The organism is Pseudomonas sp. FeN3W (genome assembly GCA_030263805.2).
In the GTDB taxonomy this organism is placed as follows: Bacteria; Pseudomonadota; Gammaproteobacteria; order Pseudomonadales; family Pseudomonadaceae; genus Stutzerimonas; species Stutzerimonas stutzeri_G.
The window spans coordinates 573798-589441 of the sequence record CP136010.1 but is presented as its reverse complement, the minus strand read 5'-3'; the positions used below and the strand labels follow the sequence as shown (position 1 = coordinate 589441).

The 15644-nt window shown below is 63.1% G+C and carries 15 protein-coding genes and 1 riboswitch; of the genes, 5 read left to right on the top strand and 10 right to left on the bottom strand.

What is annotated here, in order from left to right; translation table 11 throughout:
• Positions 1-35 precede the first annotated feature (35 nt).
• From P5704_002670 to P5704_002660, 3 genes are all read right to left on the bottom strand, one after another.
• Positions 36-851: an ABC transporter permease gene (locus tag P5704_002670; GenBank protein WOF79426.1), complete on the bottom strand. Its 816-nt coding sequence runs from the start codon at positions 849-851 to the stop codon at positions 36-38.
• A gap of 170 nt (positions 852-1021) precedes the next feature.
• A riboswitch (guanidine-I (ykkC/yxkD leader) is annotated at positions 1022-1121 on the bottom strand.
• Between the two features lie 199 nt (positions 1122-1320).
• Complete coding sequence (locus P5704_002665) at positions 1321-2790, bottom strand: methyl-accepting chemotaxis protein (protein ID WOF79425.1); 1470 nt, start codon at positions 2788-2790, stop codon at positions 1321-1323.
• A gap of 109 nt (positions 2791-2899) precedes the next feature.
• On the bottom strand, positions 2900-3706 hold the full coding sequence (locus P5704_002660) for a TatD family hydrolase (protein WOF79424.1): 807 nt from the start codon (positions 3704-3706) through the stop codon (positions 2900-2902).
• A gap of 169 nt (positions 3707-3875) precedes the next feature.
• Between P5704_002660 and P5704_002655 the strand changes: the two genes are divergently transcribed.
• Positions 3876-5291: a transglycosylase SLT domain-containing protein gene (locus P5704_002655; GenBank protein ID WOF79423.1), complete on the top strand. Its 1416-nt coding sequence runs from the start codon at positions 3876-3878 to the stop codon at positions 5289-5291.
• Positions 5292-5297: 6 nt separating this feature from the next.
• Here P5704_002655 and P5704_002650 read toward each other — a convergent pair whose 3' ends face one another.
• The 5 genes from P5704_002650 to P5704_002630 form a co-directional block, all read right to left on the bottom strand.
• The gene (locus P5704_002650) at positions 5298-6311 is read right to left on the bottom strand and encodes a lipase secretion chaperone (protein WOF79422.1); all 1014 of its coding nucleotides are present in this window, start codon (positions 6309-6311) and stop codon (positions 5298-5300) included.
• A 62-nt stretch (positions 6312-6373) separates the two neighbouring features.
• A complete protein-coding gene (locus P5704_002645; GenBank protein ID WOF79421.1) occupies positions 6374-7309 on the bottom strand; it encodes a triacylglycerol lipase in 936 nt (311 codons plus the stop codon).
• 312 nt (positions 7310-7621) lie between these two features.
• Positions 7622-8119, bottom strand: a complete 498-nt coding sequence (gene greB / locus P5704_002640) for a transcription elongation factor GreB (protein WOF79420.1) — start codon at positions 8117-8119, stop codon at positions 7622-7624.
• Positions 8120-8159: 40 nt separating this feature from the next.
• Positions 8160-10664 carry an FtsX-like permease family protein gene (locus P5704_002635; protein WOF79419.1) on the bottom strand — a complete coding sequence of 835 codons (2505 nt, stop codon included), beginning with the start codon at positions 10662-10664 and terminating at the stop codon, positions 8160-8162.
• Entirely contained in the window at positions 10661-11347 is a 687-nt protein-coding gene (locus P5704_002630; protein ID WOF79418.1) for an ABC transporter ATP-binding protein, read from the bottom strand. Before P5704_002630 ends, P5704_002635 begins: the two co-directional genes overlap by 4 nt.
• A gap of 11 nt (positions 11348-11358) precedes the next feature.
• On the opposite strand from P5704_002630, the gene P5704_002625 reads away from it, so the two are divergent.
• The 3 genes from P5704_002625 to P5704_002615 all read left to right on the top strand — a co-directional run bounded on the left by P5704_002625 (position 11359) and on the right by P5704_002615 (position 13322).
• Positions 11359-11964: an arylesterase gene (locus tag P5704_002625; protein WOF79417.1), complete on the top strand. Its 606-nt coding sequence runs from the start codon at positions 11359-11361 to the stop codon at positions 11962-11964.
• Between the two features lie 43 nt (positions 11965-12007).
• The gene (locus tag P5704_002620; GenBank protein ID WOF79416.1) at positions 12008-12289 is read left to right on the top strand and encodes a hypothetical protein; all 282 of its coding nucleotides are present in this window, start codon (positions 12008-12010) and stop codon (positions 12287-12289) included.
• 67 nt (positions 12290-12356) lie between these two features.
• On the top strand, positions 12357-13322 hold the full coding sequence (locus tag P5704_002615) for a L,D-transpeptidase family protein (protein ID WOF79415.1): 966 nt from the start codon (positions 12357-12359) through the stop codon (positions 13320-13322).
• Between the two features lie 63 nt (positions 13323-13385).
• Here the strand turns inward: P5704_002615 and P5704_002610 are convergent, their stop codons facing one another.
• On the bottom strand, positions 13386-13640 hold the full coding sequence (locus P5704_002610; protein ID WOF79414.1) for an Lpp/OprI family alanine-zipper lipoprotein: 255 nt from the start codon (positions 13638-13640) through the stop codon (positions 13386-13388).
• 391 nt (positions 13641-14031) lie between these two features.
• On the opposite strand from P5704_002610, the gene P5704_002605 reads away from it, so the two are divergent.
• Entirely contained in the window at positions 14032-14325 is a 294-nt protein-coding gene (locus P5704_002605) for a GNAT family N-acetyltransferase (protein WOF79413.1), read from the top strand.
• Between the two features lie 30 nt (positions 14326-14355).
• On the opposite strand, the gene P5704_002600 is transcribed toward P5704_002605, so the two are convergent.
• Positions 14356-15432 carry a 3-deoxy-7-phosphoheptulonate synthase gene (locus tag P5704_002600; GenBank protein ID WOF79412.1) on the bottom strand — a complete coding sequence of 359 codons (1077 nt, stop codon included), beginning with the start codon at positions 15430-15432 and terminating at the stop codon, positions 14356-14358.
• Between the last annotated feature and the right edge of the window lie 212 nt (positions 15433-15644).

The window sequence follows — 15644 nt, the reverse complement described above, 5'->3', positions numbered from 1 at the left end:
CTGTGCGGCCACGGGCACCTTCGCGTTGTTCTCGTTCATGCCTTGGCTCCTTCGTACCAGGGAAACAGCAGCTGGGTCAGGCGCCGCAGCAGGTAGTCCATGAGCCAGGCCAGCAGGGTGATCCAGGCGACATAAGGCAGGATCACGTCCATCGCCATGTAGCGGCGCACGAGAAAGATGCGGTAGCCCAGGCCATCGGTGGAGGCGATGGCTTCGGCGGCGATGAGGAACAGCCAGGCCGAACCGAGCACCAGGCGCAGGCTGATCAGCAGGCGCGGCATCAGCTGCGGCAAGACCAGGCGCAGGATCAGCGTCCAGGTGTTGGCACCGAGGGTCTGCGCCTTGATCAGCAGCTCGCGGGGAATCTCGCGAGCACGCTGCTCCAGGTCGCGGGCCAGGATTGGTGTTATGCCGATGACGATCAGCATCACCTTGGACAGCTCGCCCAGGCCGAAGACGATGAAGAGGATCGGCAGGATCGCCAGCGGTGGCACCATCGACAGCACGGTCAGCAGCGGCGAAAGCGGCGCGCTGAACAGCGGCAGGGTGCCGGCAACGATACCGAGGCACAGGCCGGCCACTGCTGCGATGGCAAGTCCGGTGCCGAGGCGCTTGAGGCTGGAGGCGGTGTCCTGCCAGAAGAGGAAGTCGCCGGAGCGTTTGTCCGGGGTGAAGGCGAGGCGTTCGATGGCCGCGCCCATCTGGGCGAAGCTGGGCAGCAGCTTGTCGTTGGGGTTGAGTTCCAGGCGCTGGGCCGAGTGGGTCAGGTACAGCGCCAGCAACAGGGCGAAGGGCAGAATCGCCAGTGCCCACCAGCCGCTGCGTCCGGGGGTGCGGTTGATCAGACGCATGGGCAGATACCCCGAGCGAAGGTCGCGGCAACAGGCGCAGTACTGTGAGGATCGGGTGCAGCAGAGACCCTGGCGCAAGGCGGGGCGGAGAACGGCGAAGCCGTTTCGAGCGGGCACATGACAAACCCTCCAGTGTTGGGAATAGCGCAGGAGCTGCGTGCAATCACGCTGTCTCCCGGGCTTTTATCCCGCCGTGTAACCTCGCTGGAGGTCGCCAACTCTCGGACCAGCCACTCGCGTTGGCGAGTCGGAACCCTAGTCGGCTATTTCAAATTGTCTTGCAGGTGCAGCAGCTTTCTTCGCTATGCAAAGCAAGAGCGGTGCCAATGCACGGAAATCGCGCGCTGCAGGCCTTGTGGGGAAGGGTGGTGACTGGAATTTGCCCCGTTTTGGGGCTGCGCTCGAGGCCGTGCGTGCTTTTCGAGCGCGGGAGGACGTTGCACGAGTGCAACGCCGCATTGACAGGAACCTAGAGCTTGAGCTGGCCGATGGCTCGGCTCAGATCGGTGGACAGCGCTGCCAGTTCGGTACTGGTGCTGGCCGAGTATACGGTCTGCTCCACGGTGCGTTCCGTGACGTCGCGGATGCCGGTAACCGAGCGATTGAGCTCTTCGGCAACCTGGCTCTGCTGCTCGGCGGCAACGGCGATCTGGGTATTGCTTTCGCGCATCTGCGCCACCGCATCGGCGATGGCTTCGAGTGCCTGCGCCGCTTCATGCGCCTCGCGCACGCAGTCATCGGCCTTGAGCGAGCTCTCCTGCATGAACTCCACGGCATCGCGAGTCATCGCCTGCAGACCGGAGATCATCTGGGTGATCTCGTCGGTGGAGCTCTGCACACGCTTGGCGAGGTTGCGCACCTCATCGGCGACGACGGCGAATCCACGGCCCTGCTCACCGGCGCGAGCTGCTTCGATGGCGGCGTTGAGCGCCAGCAGGTTGGTCTGTTCGGCGATGCTGTGGATGACGTTGACGACGCCATTGATCTTCTGACTGTCTGCGGCAAGCTGCTCGATCATCTCGCCGGTCTGCTGCACGCCCTGGGAAAGGCTGGAGATGGACTTTTCCACCCGGCCGACGACCCGGTGGCCGTCGCCAGCGAGGCGGTCGGCGTTCTGCGATTGATCGCGGGTTTCGCGCGCATGCTCGGCAATCTGATGCACCGTGGCGCTCATCTCGTTGATCGCCGTGGCTGCCTGGTCGGTTTCACCCTGTTGACCACGCATGCCCTTGTGCACGTCGTTCATGCTCGTGGCGAGGCGGCTGGCGCCCTCGTCGAGGCGCGCGGCCGCCTGGGCGACGGTGCTGACCACGCGTTGATAGCCGCCCTGCATGGCGTTGAACGCGTTGGCCATCTGCCCGACCTCGTCACGGCTGTCCAACGGTACCCGTGCCTGCAGGTCGCCGCTGCGCTCGACGTGCAGCATCACGTCCTTGAGCGTATTGAGGTGGCTGAGCAGGAAACGGATAAGCAGCTGCGATGCGCCGAGAACTCCGAGCATCAGCACGGCAACCGCAACGGCATAGCTGAAAAAGTGCTGGCTCAGTACCTGAACGGCGCTGGGCGCGCGGGCCAGCACAGCCAGCTTCTGGCCATTCGGCGCGGAGACCAGTTGCGCGCCGACCACGGGATTGCTGGCGAACAGGCGGTCGTGGGCGAGGGCGGTCCAGCCGCTTTCGGCGACGGCCTGACCCTCGACAGCGGCGCGCTGACCTGCCGGAAACACGACCAGGTCCGTAGCCTGCGGCAACCCAGCGGCGGCCGGCCAACTCGCCAGCAGCGACGCACGCGCCTGCGCTGCTGCGACGGCGTCGGCGCTACGGGCGCTTTGCTCCAGCTGCACGGCGTAAAGCACCAGCAGCAGCGCGATGACGAACGTCACCATGTTCAGCGCCCAGAACTTGTACTTGAGCGACAGATCGCGAATCCAAATGGCCATGACTGCTCTTCTTCTATAGGAGGTTGCCCGCACGTGGTGGAACGCTTGCTTGCACCGCGGCTGAACTCTTAACGGCCGCGTAAAGCAGAGCTTGAGAAATTTCTGTGACTCAGTCGAGGTCCGGCAGGCCGAAGAACGCGCGCGCACAGCGCGTGGTGTGAGCCGCCAGCGAGGTTTCACTCTCGCCGCGATGAAGCGCGACTTCGCGCAGTACTTCTACCAGGTAAGCCGGTTCGTTCTGGCCGCTCTTCGGTTTCGGCCGCAGGGTGCGCGGCAGCAGGTACGGCGCGTCGCTTTCGAGCATCAGGCGACCCGCGCGGATGTCCTTGACCAGCGGATGCAGATGGGAGCCGCGGCGCTCGTCGCATATCCAACCGGTGATGCCGATATGCAGGTCCAGGTCGAGATAGCCGTACAGCGCCTGTTTCTCACCGGTGAAACAGTGCACCACCGCTGCAGGGAGGTGGTCTCGGAACGGTCGCAGAATCGCTAGCAGCCGGTCGCTGGCGTCGCGTTCGTGCAGAAAGACCGGCAACTGCAGTTCGACGGCGAGTTGCAACTGCTCCTCCAGCGCGCGTTCCTGTAGCGGTCGTGGTGAAAAGTCGCGGTTGAAGTCCAGGCCGCATTCGCCGACCGCACGTACCTCGGGCTCCGCAAGCAGGCCGCGTAACTGGCTGGCGCTGTCAGTCGTCCACTGGCTCGCATCATGCGGATGCACACCCGCGGTGCTGAACAGATGCCGGTGGGCGTCGTCCAGTTGGCGGCAGAGCTTGAGAGCAGCTTCGCTTTCTTCGAGGCTGGTGCCGGTAAGCACCATCTGCACGACGCCGGCCGCTCTGGCGCGCTCGACGACCGCAGAGGCGCTGGAGGCGAATGTCGGATGGCTCAGATTGACCCCGATGTCGATAAGCTGCATGGCTACCTCTAAATTAAAAACTATATAAATCAATAATATAAACGTTATAGCTAAACCGGTTTGGAGGGTAAACTGGCGGAATTAATCAACCTGTGAGAACCTTTGCCACCTTTTGCGGGCAGGGAGCACCGCGCCAGCGTTCTCTGCGTCCACAGACCGGTGCATCCCGATGCCACGATTGCTGCCACTCATGTTCTGCCTGCTGCTGGCTCTGGTGCCAACGGTGGCGACTGCGCGTGTGGCGGGCCCGGAAGCCTGGCAAGCGAACGACAAGGTACGTGATCTGGCCGAAATTCGCCGTAGTGGCGTACTGCGCGTGCTGGTCAATCAGAGCCGGAACAGCTCCGGTGAGGTGAAAGGCGAAGCGATTGGCGTCGAGTACGCGCGGCTGCGGGCCTTCACGCAGTACCTGAATCGCAATGCTGCATCCGCCCGGCCGATTACCCTGAAAATCATTCCCAAGGCCAAGGATCAGTTGCTTGGCGCGCTGCAGCGCGGCGAGGGCGATCTGGTGGCGCCCGGCGAATTGCTGCCGCTGACGGGCATGAAAGGCGTCAGCCGTAGCCGGCCGGTAGTCAGCGACGTGTCATTGGTGCTGGTCGGCCGCCAGGGCGGTCCGCGCTATCAGCGACTGGACCAGCTGTCCGGGCGCAGTCTTGCCTTGCCGCCGGGCAGCGCCGCAGGGCCGGCACTGGCGCGGCTGAACAAGCAACTCATGGAGCGTAAGCTGGCACCCATTGTCGCCGAGTGGGTCGACCCCACGCTGGCTGTCGAAGATGTGCTGGAGATGGTGCAGGCCGGCGTCTATCCGGCGACCGTCGTCGAGCAGACCATCGCCGAGCGTTGGGCCAAGGTCATGCCGAAGCTGCGCATCGAGCAGCACCTGAGTCTGGGCGACAAGGCCAGCATGCACTGGTTCGTGCGTAACGACGCCAGCATGCTGCGCGCCAGCGCCGATCGCTTTCTCAAGGATTACGACCTGCCAGACAACCAGGATGCCGCCTTCGAGCGCGTCTACCGGCGTCTGTACAAGGTCCAGTACCCACTCGACCGAGTGGGCCGCCAGCGTCTGGAGAAGGTTCGTCCGACCCTGCAGCGCTATGCCGAGCAGATCGAGCTGGACTGGCTGAACCTCGCTGCGCTGGCGTTCAAGGAGTCCACCTTGAATCCGGCAGCGCGGGGTGCCGGCGGTGCCACCGGGCTGATGCAGGTGACCCCGGCCACGGCGCGTGCGATGGGTGTCAGCAACATCCAGCAGCTGGACAACAATGTGCAGGCCAGTGCGAAGTATCTGGCGAACATCCGTCGCAACTTTTTTGCCAGTCCGCGTCTGAACGAGCGTGAGCGCATGGCGTTCATTCTCGCCGCCTACAACCTCGGTCCGCAGCGGGTGCAGAGCATGCGCGCCGAAGCCCGTCGGCGCGGCCTGAACCCAGATCAGTGGTTCTTTCAGGTCGAGCGTATCGCCATGGAAACCGTTGGCATGGGCGTGGTGGCGTACGTCAACAGCGTCAACAAGTACTACCTGGCTTATCAGCGCGAGCGCTATCTGCTCGAGGCTGACCGCAAGACCGCGGCCAACTGATCGCTTTCAGCGCTCCTCCACTTCCTGCTGCTGAAAGGCAGCGACAAGCCGCAAGCGTTCGCCCTCGTCGAACTGCTCGGCTTCCAGTCGCTCGATAGCGCTGCGGCGCTCGACAGCGTCCAGGCCGCGAGTGGTTTCGATACGCTGACGTTCCCTCCGATAGGCAGAGACTCGCTGCTGCCACTGCTCGCGCTGTCTATCCAGTGCTTCGAGTCGGTTGGCTGCCTCGCTGCCCACCAACTGCTGGCGTAGCTGGCGGAGCTGCTGCGCATCGGCGCCCTGAGCCTGCAGTACGGCACTTTGCTCTCGTAGCTCGCTTTGCAGCTGCGGTACGAGCAGCTCTTGCAGGTCGCCGGGCAACCCGGCACGCAACCGGTCGATGGCTCGGCCCTTGGCGTCGCTGTCCAGCGCGGAGTCGGCTTGAATGGCCAGGCGCTCCAGGCTGAAGCGATCATAGGCCTCGCCCAGGGCGAAGAACGCCTGGTGGACAGCCGGCTCCAGCACGCGTGCGCGCAAAGCTTGCACGGCACTCAAGCGCTGACGCAGCGCTGATAGATCCGTGCTTCGCGCATAAGTTTCTTCAAAATCAAGTAGTTGTCGCTTGTAGTTGAGATATTGGTTGAGTACTGCTGATGCTTGACTCCGGGCCGGCTCCGGCAGCTCGGTGGCGATGTATCGGCGCAAACGCTCGATACTGTTTTTCAGCGGCTCCTCTCCAGCTGCAGCGAGAAAGTAATCGAACAGATGCCGAAGCTCGGCGCCGATGATCAGATTGCCGCCTTGATCCAGGCGGAACTGGCCATCGACCTGGGTGCCCTTGAACGAAGTCGGCAACTGCGGCGTACCTTGCGGTGCCGGTTGGAGCTTCTGCGGCTTACGGGGCTGTGCGGGGACAGCGGTAGCGGGCGGTGCGAGCGACGGCAGTTCGGCTACCGCAGCCGGGCTGGGGGTCGATCGGCTTTGCATGATGGTCAGGCTTAGCGCCACGGCCAGCACCAGAAGGATTATGTATTTGCTCATGGGGTGCTCGGTGATAGCGGCCGGGATCGACGATCCCGGCCTGGTTCACGATGTGTCGCGCCTCAAAGGCCTGCGTTCTTCAGGCGGTTCGCATGTTGGCGATAGACGCTGACCGGATCGGTTTCGAACAGGCTGGTCAGCCCCATGAACTGATTGACCTCGTCCAGGTGATTCATCCGGTAGTTATCGCGGATCACCATGCCCAGGTGCGAGCTGCAGCGCCCGACCAGTCCATCGTTGGGCCCGCTGAATGCCAGGGCTCCGGCGCCCATCATGGCGTCGCTGATATCCAGTGGGTTGGTCAGCGGACTGGTGCCGCTCCAGGAGTAGTAGCGCACGCCATTGACCTTGTAGGCGCCTTCGCCGCAAGCGGTGGTGGGGATACCTTGTGGGAACTTGGCGTTGAAGCGCGCTGCGCCTTCGCTGTTGAGCGATTCCAGCGAGCCGAGGGAGTTCTGTGGGGCCGTGCTGGAGCTGCCGGAGACGAAATTGATGAAGCTGCCCATGGCGTTCACCAGCCCGGCAATGATCGCCTCGCCGGAGGAGCCTTCGGGAATCTTGCGGATCAGATCGGCCACGTCCGAACCCTTGTGGGGCGCGCCCACGCTGGTTACCGAGGCGATCAGATCCGGCCTGACACCGGCTACATAACGCACGGTCGGGCCACCGTGGCTGTGGCCGACCAGGTTGACCTTGGGCTTGCCGCTGATGGCGACGATTTCCTCGACCTGCGCAAGCAGTTCCTCGCCGCGTAATTCAGAGGTATTGAGCTGGCTGACTTCGGTGACATAGACCTGGGCACCGTCGCGGCGCAGCGCGCTGGGAATGCCGTACCAGTAATCGATGCCCAGCAAGCTGTCGAAGCCGAGCATGCCGTGGGCGAGCACGATCGGGTACTTCGTAGCGGTGTAGCCGCTGCCAGTAGCAGCATGAGCCTGACCGGCAAGCGCCACGGCGCTACCGAGACAGAGAGCGAGCAAGGTTTTGTTGTTGTTCATGGACGCACTCTTCGAATGTGAATCGGGCTGTGGACAATCCCTTGCCGTTCACCGCGCATGGCGCGTACTGCGCGCTGACGAGCGCAGCATTCGTGCCATAAGTACCGAGCCGGGGCGCGCCCGCTCTAGTCGGGTAATTACGGGAGGAGGTGATATCGCGGTGATATCTGTGCGGCGTACAAGCATTGTTACCGAGCGAAACGGCGCCTGGGTAGGAAAGTGATGGTTGCTGTTTTTTAGCCGACGTTTAACTTCAGAACTCAGCGTTATCGGCGAAAATTGTGACTTGTTCGTCTGTTGTTGACCCGGTGGTCACTTATATTCGATAGCGACCACGTACCAGAGCTTCATCCCGGTCGGGGTTTGCACCTGGACTTCGGCATCCAGGCTTTTGCCCACCAGCGCCCGCGCCAGGGGGGAGTCGATGCTGATCAGGCCTTGGCGCAGGTCCAGTTCGTCCGGGCCGACGATCCGGTAACGCGCTTCCTCACCCTCCTCATCCTCCAGGGTCACCCAGGCGCCGAAATACACCTTGTTCGGATCGCTGGGCCGGTCGCCGACGACCTTGAGCTTCTCCAGCCGCTTGGTCAGGAACCGCACGCGACTGTCGATTTCTCGCAGCATCTTCTTGCCGTAGGTGTATTCCGCGTTCTCCGAACGATCACCTTGCGCCGCCGCTTCGCTCACCGATTGGGTCACCTGCGGGCGCTTGACGTGCCACAGCTCGTGCAGCTCGGCACGCAGCCGAGCCTCGCCTTCGGGCGTGATCAGAGGCGTGCCGGCCGGGCGGGGTGGGCGATAGCGACTCATGGAGTTCCGTCCTCGCTGAAAAGTCGGCGATTGTAGCGCTTCAACTCTCGCGCAGTACGGCCAGCGGGCTCGCATTCAGCGCACGGCGAGTGCCGATCAGCCCGGCGCCACCGACCAGCAACGCGCCGATCAACGGAAGTACCAGCAGCCACGGGTGCGGCTGCCAGCGCAGATCGAATGCGTAGTGGTAGAGCAGGGCACTGACCAGCTCGCAGCCGAGCGCGGCGAGCAGGCCGCTGGCCGCGCCCAGCAGGCCGAACTCGGCCCGGCGCGCACGAAGCAGCAATCTGCGCTCCGCACCGAGCGCCCTGAGCAAGGCGCCCTGTCGGATGCGCTCGTCGAGTGTCGCTTGCAGCCCGGCGAACAGAACCGCCAGCCCGGCCGCCAGCACGAACAACAGTACGTATTCCACCGCCAGCGACACCTGCGCAAGGATGCTGCGCAACTGAGCCAGCAGCGCCTCGACCTGCAGCAGCGTGACCGAAGGAAACGCGCGGGCCAGCTCCACCAGTTCGCGTTCCTTGCCGGGCGGCAGGTGGAAGCTGGTCATATAGGTGGCCGGCATGCCCTGGAGAGTGTCCGGTTCGAAGATCATGTAGAAGTTGGGTTGGAAGCTGTCCCAGTTGACCTCGCGCAGGCTGGTGACGCTGGCGTCGCGGGTCAGCCCGCCGATGGTGAAGGACAGCCGATCACCCAGCTGCAATTGCAGACTTTCCGCAAGTTCCGCCTCGACGGATACCCCGGGAATGTCCGCGTCGCCCTGATCGCCCCACCAGTTGCCCGCGACGAGGTGATTGTCCTTCGGTAGTTCGGCGGCCCAGGTCAGGCTCAGGTCGCGGCGGATGGCGCGCTCACCCTGGGATTCCTTGCTGACCAGCTGGCGCACCGGCTCGCCGTTGATCGCGATCAGGCGTCCTGGCACGACCGGATACAGCGGCGCGGCATGCTCCGAGAGGGTCGCGATGCGCTCGGCAAAGGCATCCTTTTCCGCCGGCAGGACGTTGAGCACGAAATGATTCGGTGCGTTGTCCGGCAGCTGGTCCTGCCAGGTATCGAGCAGCTCGCCACGCAGCAGCGCGATAAGCGCCATGGCCAGCAGGATCAGGCCGAAGGCAAGGGCCTGCCCGGCCGCAGCCAGTGGATGGCGCAGCAACTGGCCGAGGCCCAGGCGCCAGCTCAGCGACGCACCTGCGAGCAGGCGGCGCATGGCTGTGAGCCCAAGCAGAAGCAGACCGCCGAGCAGCAGCGTGGCGAGCAGGCCGCCGCCGAGCAATGCCAGTGTGATCTTCAGATCCAGGCTCAACCGCCACATGATCAGGCCGAGGGCGAAAATCGCGGTGCCATAGACCAGCCAGGCGCTTGGCGGTACCGGCAGCATGTCGCGGCGCAGCACACGCAGCGGGGGCACGCGGCCCAGTCCCGCCAGCGGCGGCAGGGCAAAGCCCGCCAGGGCCACCAGCCCGGTAGCGATGCCTGCTGATGCCGGCCAGATGCCGCCAGGGGGTATTTCCTGGGCGAGCAGATCGCGCAGCAGGAAGAACAATCCGTGCTGCGCGCCCCAGCCGAGCAACGCACCGGCGATGCTCGCCAGCAGGCCGAGCATGCCCAGTTGCAGGGTGTAGAGCAGCAGGGCGTCGTGACGCGACAGGCCGAGGCAGCGCAACAGTGCGCTGGCGTCGAAGCGGCGCGTAGCGAAGCGTGCGGCGGAGAGCGCGACCGCCACCCCGGCCAGCAGGATGGCGGCAAGACTCGCCAGGTTCAGATAGCGTTCGGCGCGGCCAAGGGCACCGCCGATCTGTCGATTGCTGTCGTTGGCCGTTTCGATGCGCTGGTGCGCTTGCAGGTCGCCTTGCAGTGACTGCTGGTAGGCAGCTAGTGCAGCGCTTTCACCTCGCCACAGTTCGCCGTAACGGACGCGGCTGCCGGGTTGCACGACACCGGTCGCGGCCAGGTCGTCCAGGTGCATCAACACCCGAGGCGTCAGGCTGTAGAAGTCGCCAACCCGGTCCGGCTCATAGGTCAGTACACGGGTCAGGCGCAGCGACTTGCTGCCGACCTCGATGCTGTCGCCTATTTCCAGATCGAGGGCCGCAAACAGGCGCGCCTCGGCCCAGGCTTCGCCAGGTGCGGGAGCGCCGCCGGGCTGCTCGGTTTCATAGGGCTGCGCAGCGCTGCGCAGGGTACCCCGCAACGGATAACCATTGCCGGCGGCCTTGACGCTGGCAAGCTGCAAATCCTCATCGGTCGCGATGACGCTGGAGAACTCGACGACCTGTGCATGCGCGAGGCCTTGCGCCGTGCCCGCTTCGATCTGCGCTGGCGCCGCCGGCGCGCTGCCGCTCAACACCAGGTCGGCGCCCAGGAATTCGCTGGCGCGCAGCAGCATGGCGCCGTTCAGGCGTGCGCCGAAATAGCCGATCGCGGTACTGGCGGCCACGGCGATGACCAGCGCGAAGAACAGCACGCGCAGCTCACCGGCGCGAGCGTCGCGCAACAATTGACGGTAGGCCAGGGCGAACAGGCGGGCCTTGGGCATGCGCATCATTCGGCCGCCTCGGCAGCGATCTGCCGACCGCCCTCGAGGCGAATCATGCGGTGGCAACGTTTGGCCAGGCGCTCGTCGTGGGTCACCAGCACGAGCGTGGTGCCGCGCTCGCGATTGAGTTCGAAAAGCAGCTCGGTGATGTGCGCACCGGTATGGGTGTCGAGGTTGCCGGTGGGCTCATCGGCAAACAGTACGTCCGGCTCGGCAGCGAAGGCACGGGCCAACGCAACTCGCTGTTGCTCGCCACCCGAAAGCTGGCGTGGGTAGTGGTGCAGGCGCTCGCCAAGACCGACGCGGCCGAGCAGTTCGGTGGCGCGCTCGCGGGCATCGCGGCGACCATCCAGCTCTAGGGGCAGCATGACGTTCTCCAGTGCGTTCAGGCTGTCCAGCAACTGGAACGACTGGAAGACGAAACCGACGTGTTCGGCGCGTACGCGCGCGCGCTGATCCTCATCGAGTGCGGCCAGTGCGTGGCCCGCCAGGTGCACCTCTCCGGAACTCGGCAGATCCAGTCCGGCGAGCAGGCCAAGCAGGGTGGACTTTCCGGAGCCGGAGGTGCCGACGATGGCGAGGCTGTCGCCCTTGGCCAGCTGCAGTGAAAGGTCGGCCAGGATGCTCAGCTCGCCTTCCGCGCTGGGTACCACTTTGTTAAGGTTCCGGGCGTCGAGAATGTTGCCGCTCATGAGGGGATCCGATGCGAAAGTGGCTGAAATGCGGGGCTCTGGCGCTGCTGTGCTGGACTCAGGGAGCCCTGGCCGGAACCGTACTGGTGGTCGGCGATAGTATCAGCGCGGCTTTCGGGCTGGAAACCAGCCAGGGCTGGGTGCATCTGCTGCAGGAACGCCTGGTCGAGGCGGATGATTCGTGGCGCGTAGTGAACGCCTCGATCAGTGGCGACACCACGGCTGGCGGGCTCGCGCGGCTTGATCCGCTACTCGAGGAGCATGCGCCCGAAGTGGTGATTCTCGAGTTGGGAGGCAACGATGGCCTGCGTGGGCAGTCGCCGGCGCAATTGAAACAGAATCTTGCCGAGATGATCGATCGTAGCCGAAAAGCCGGTGCTGAAGTCCTGCTGCTTGGAATGCGCATGCCGCCCAATCTCGGGCAGCGTTATACCCGTGCGTTTGCCGAGGCGTTCGACTCGCTGGCAGCGGAGAAACCGGTGTCTTATGTGCCTTTTCTGTTGGAGGGGGTTGGAGGTGTCGCGGGGATGATGCAGGCCGATGGCATTCATCCGACCGCTGAAGCGCAGACCCAGCTGCTGGATACCGTCTGGCCGGTGCTCGAACCCTTGCTTTGAGGCGTGCGCGCAGCTACTGTCGCGCCCTCGATTGGAGCCTCAGATGTCGCGCTCAGCCAGGACCCTTTACGCTTATCGGATCATCGTGCCGGACGAACAGTACGATATGTTCGCCTGCCGCGAAAATCGACTGCACCTGGCGTTGCGTCAGCTTGAGCTGAGCGGCAATGCGGACCGTACCCTCTGTGGCGGTCTGCTGCCTGCGCAGCCTCGCTGGAGGGAACTCGAGCGAGCCACGCTGAAGGACCGACAGCTGTGTCCGAGCTGCAGGCAATTGCTGGAGGCCCGACGCAAGGGCCTTCCGTCTGCCACCGCTGCCTGGTAGCTCACGTTTCGCCCGGTTCACGTACAATCGCACCATTCCATCAGCCAAGTTCTCAAGGATTCTCTGAATGCTCTCGCGCGCGTTTGCAGTCGCCTCCTGTTTGTCACTCGCTGCTTTGCTTTCAGCAGGTACCAGCGCGGCGCTCGAGCTGCCGTTACCGCCCGAGGGCGACGACATCGTCGGTCAGATCCAGGTCATCAAGGCCAAGTACGAAGACACCTTCGCGGCCATCGGTGAATCCCATGACCTCGGCTATCTGGAGCTGGTAGCGGCCAACCCGGGTGTCGATCCCTGGCTGCCAGGCGAGGGCACGGACATCATTCTGCCGACCCGTTTCATTCTGCCACCAGGCCCGCGCGAAGGCGTGGTGATCAACATTGCCGAATACCGCCTTTACTACTATCCGGAAGGGCAGAACGTCGTGCACACCTTCCCCCTCGGTATCGGCCGCGAGGGCTGGGGCTCGCCGGTCGGCAATGCGCGTATTTCCGCGATGACCAGCAACCCCGCCTGGTATCCGCCGCAGTCGATTCGCGATGAGCACGCCGCCGATGGCGATCCGCTGCCGAGAGTGGTGCCGCCGGGGCCGGATAACCCGCTGGGGCCGTTCAAGATGACGCTGTCGCTGCCCGGCTACCTGATTCACGGCTCGAACAAGAAGTTCGGTATCGGCATGCGCGTCAGTCATGGCTGCTTCCGCATGCTCAACCACAATGTGCTGGAGCTGGCGAAGATGGTGAAGGTGGGTACGCCGGTACGCATCATCGATGAGCCCTACAAATTCGGCGTGAGCGAAGGCAAGGTTTATCTCGAAGCCCACGCGCCGCTGGAGGAGGGCGATCAGCAAACGCTCACCTTGATGGACAAGCATGCGGTTGTGATCAATACGTTACTCAAACGTGACGATGCTGCAGGCAAGCTGCATCTTGACTGGGAAATGGTGCGCGAGATCATCGCTGGCGAGGACGGCCTGCCGATCCAGATTGCCGAACAACGTACGGAAGTGGCCGTTCAGGAAGACCAGTTGTTTTGACTACTGATCTCAATGCATAAAAAAAGCCGACCTCGAAGGTCGGCTTTTTTATTTCTACAAGTCTTACTTGCGGCTGGCGCGTTCCAGCATACGCAGAGCACGCTCGTTGGCTTCGTCAGCGGTCTGCTGAGCCTTCTGAGCGGCGGCCAGAGCTTCGTCGGCCTTGCTGTACGCTTCGTCAGCGCGAGCCTGGGCGCGGGCAGCGGCGTCCTCGGTCGCGGTCAGGCGAGCTTCGCTTTCTTTGGTCATGCTGTTGCTGCAACCGGTAGCCAGAACTGCGGCCAGAGCCAGAGCAGAGAATTTCAGAACGTTGTTCATCTTGTTCCCCTTAAGGTGGAAATCCATAAGCAACTTCCGTTATGGAAAGTTTGCGCGCACATACTACCTAGAACTTAGCTTAAGTAAACGGAGCGGGCCTCGGAGCCACAGGTTTTTTTTCAAATGGCCTTTGCTTTACCGCCCCTTTGCGCAAGTTGGATAAAAAACATCCAGTGTCCGCTGGGAATACATGCACTCATAGTTGCCTGATCTTCTGTCTGGTCGAAAGTTCCTTCTCTGTCGCGCACAAATATTGATCAACTGAGGCTGTTCGAACGGATGCGAAACAGGTAGAAAAGACACCTGTGTATGTTTCGGCTGCCAGTTCCTCGTCATGAACCGCAGCCTGATCGAGAACAAGAAGACAGGGCAATCCTGCTGAGGAGTCAAAATGAGCGATACGGTGCGTGTTCACCATGACCTGGCTGGTCATCGCTTCGAGGCCGTGATCGACGGTCATTGTGCCTATCTGGCCTATATGGATCTGGGCAAGAAGACTCTGGACATGTACCGGACCTTCGTGCCGGATGCGCTGCGTGGGCGAGGCATCGCCGCTGTGCTGACGCAGCACGCGCTCGAATATGCCGAGCGCGAGGGGTATCAGGTGATTCCGTCTTGTTCCTATGTCGAACGCTACATCGAGCGTAATCGACCGACCTCGGACAGGGTGGAACCGAACCCATAAAAAAACGCCGGGAGACCGGCGTTTTTCATTTCAGTCGCGCTGCCGTCTTGGCAGTACATCCTTGAGCTTGTCGTGCATGCTCATCACCGCTTTCTCGGTGGTTTCCCAGTCGATACAGGCATCGGTGATCGATACGCCGTACTTGAGATCACTCAGATCCTTCGGAATGGACTGGTTACCCCAGCCAAGGTGACTTTCCACCATCAGGCCGACGATGGAGTTGTTGCCTTCCAGAATCTGGTTGGCGACGTTGTCCATCACCAGCGGCTGCAGGGCCGGATCCTTGTTGGAGTTCGCGTGGCTGCAGTCGATCATCACATTGGGGCGGATGCCCGCTTTGTTCAGCTCCTGCTCGCACAGCGCGACGCTGACCGAGTCGTAGTTGGGCTTGCCGTTGCCACCGCGCAGGACCACATGGCCGTAGTTGTTGCCCTTGGTGGTGACGATGGAGACGCCGCCGGACTGGTTGATACCGAGGAAGCGGTGTGGACTGGAAACCGATTGCAGGGCGTTGATGGCCACGGTCAGGCTGCCGTCGGTGCCGTTCTTGAAGCCGACTGCGGAGGACAGGCCCGAGGCCATCTCGCGGTGCGTCTGGGATTCGGTGGTGCGTGCGCCAATCGCCGACCAGCTGATCAGGTCCTGCAGGTATTGCGGCGAAATCGGATCGAGCGCTTCGGTCGCGGTGGGCAGGCCCATCTCGGCAAGGTCGAGCAGCAGCTTGCGGCCGATGTGCAGGCCATCCTGGATCTTGAACGAGTCGTCCATGTACGGATCGTTGATCAGGCCTTTCCAGCCGACGGTGGTGCGTGGTTTCTCGAAATACACCCGCATGACGAGGAAGAGGCTGTCGGACACCTTTTCTGCCAGCACCTTGAGACGCTCGGCGTATTCATGGGCGGCCTTCAGGTCGTGAATGGAGCAAGGGCCGATCACTATGAACAGGCGGTGATCCTTGCCGTCGAGAATGTCGCGTACCACCTGGCGCCCGTGGGAGACGGTCTGCAGTGCCGAGGCGGTCAGCGGAATTTCACGCTTCAGTTGCTCCGGCGTGATGAGGGTCACGTTGGAGGCAACGTTAAGGTCGTCGATTGGTAAATCAGCCATTTGTTACTCGTCAGGAATCACGGGAGCCGTCCGCCAGCGATCCCGGTGCGGCGGAACACAGCCTGAGGGCGCAGCGGGGAAACGGAACCTTAGCGCTAAAGGCCGGACTCGACAACGAGATTGATGGCGTATTGAAGCGATCCGTCTGTCGTTCTTCGCAATGCCGAGCGAGGCGCTGTGATGCGCGCCGTCGGGCTGCTATCGTTCGATCT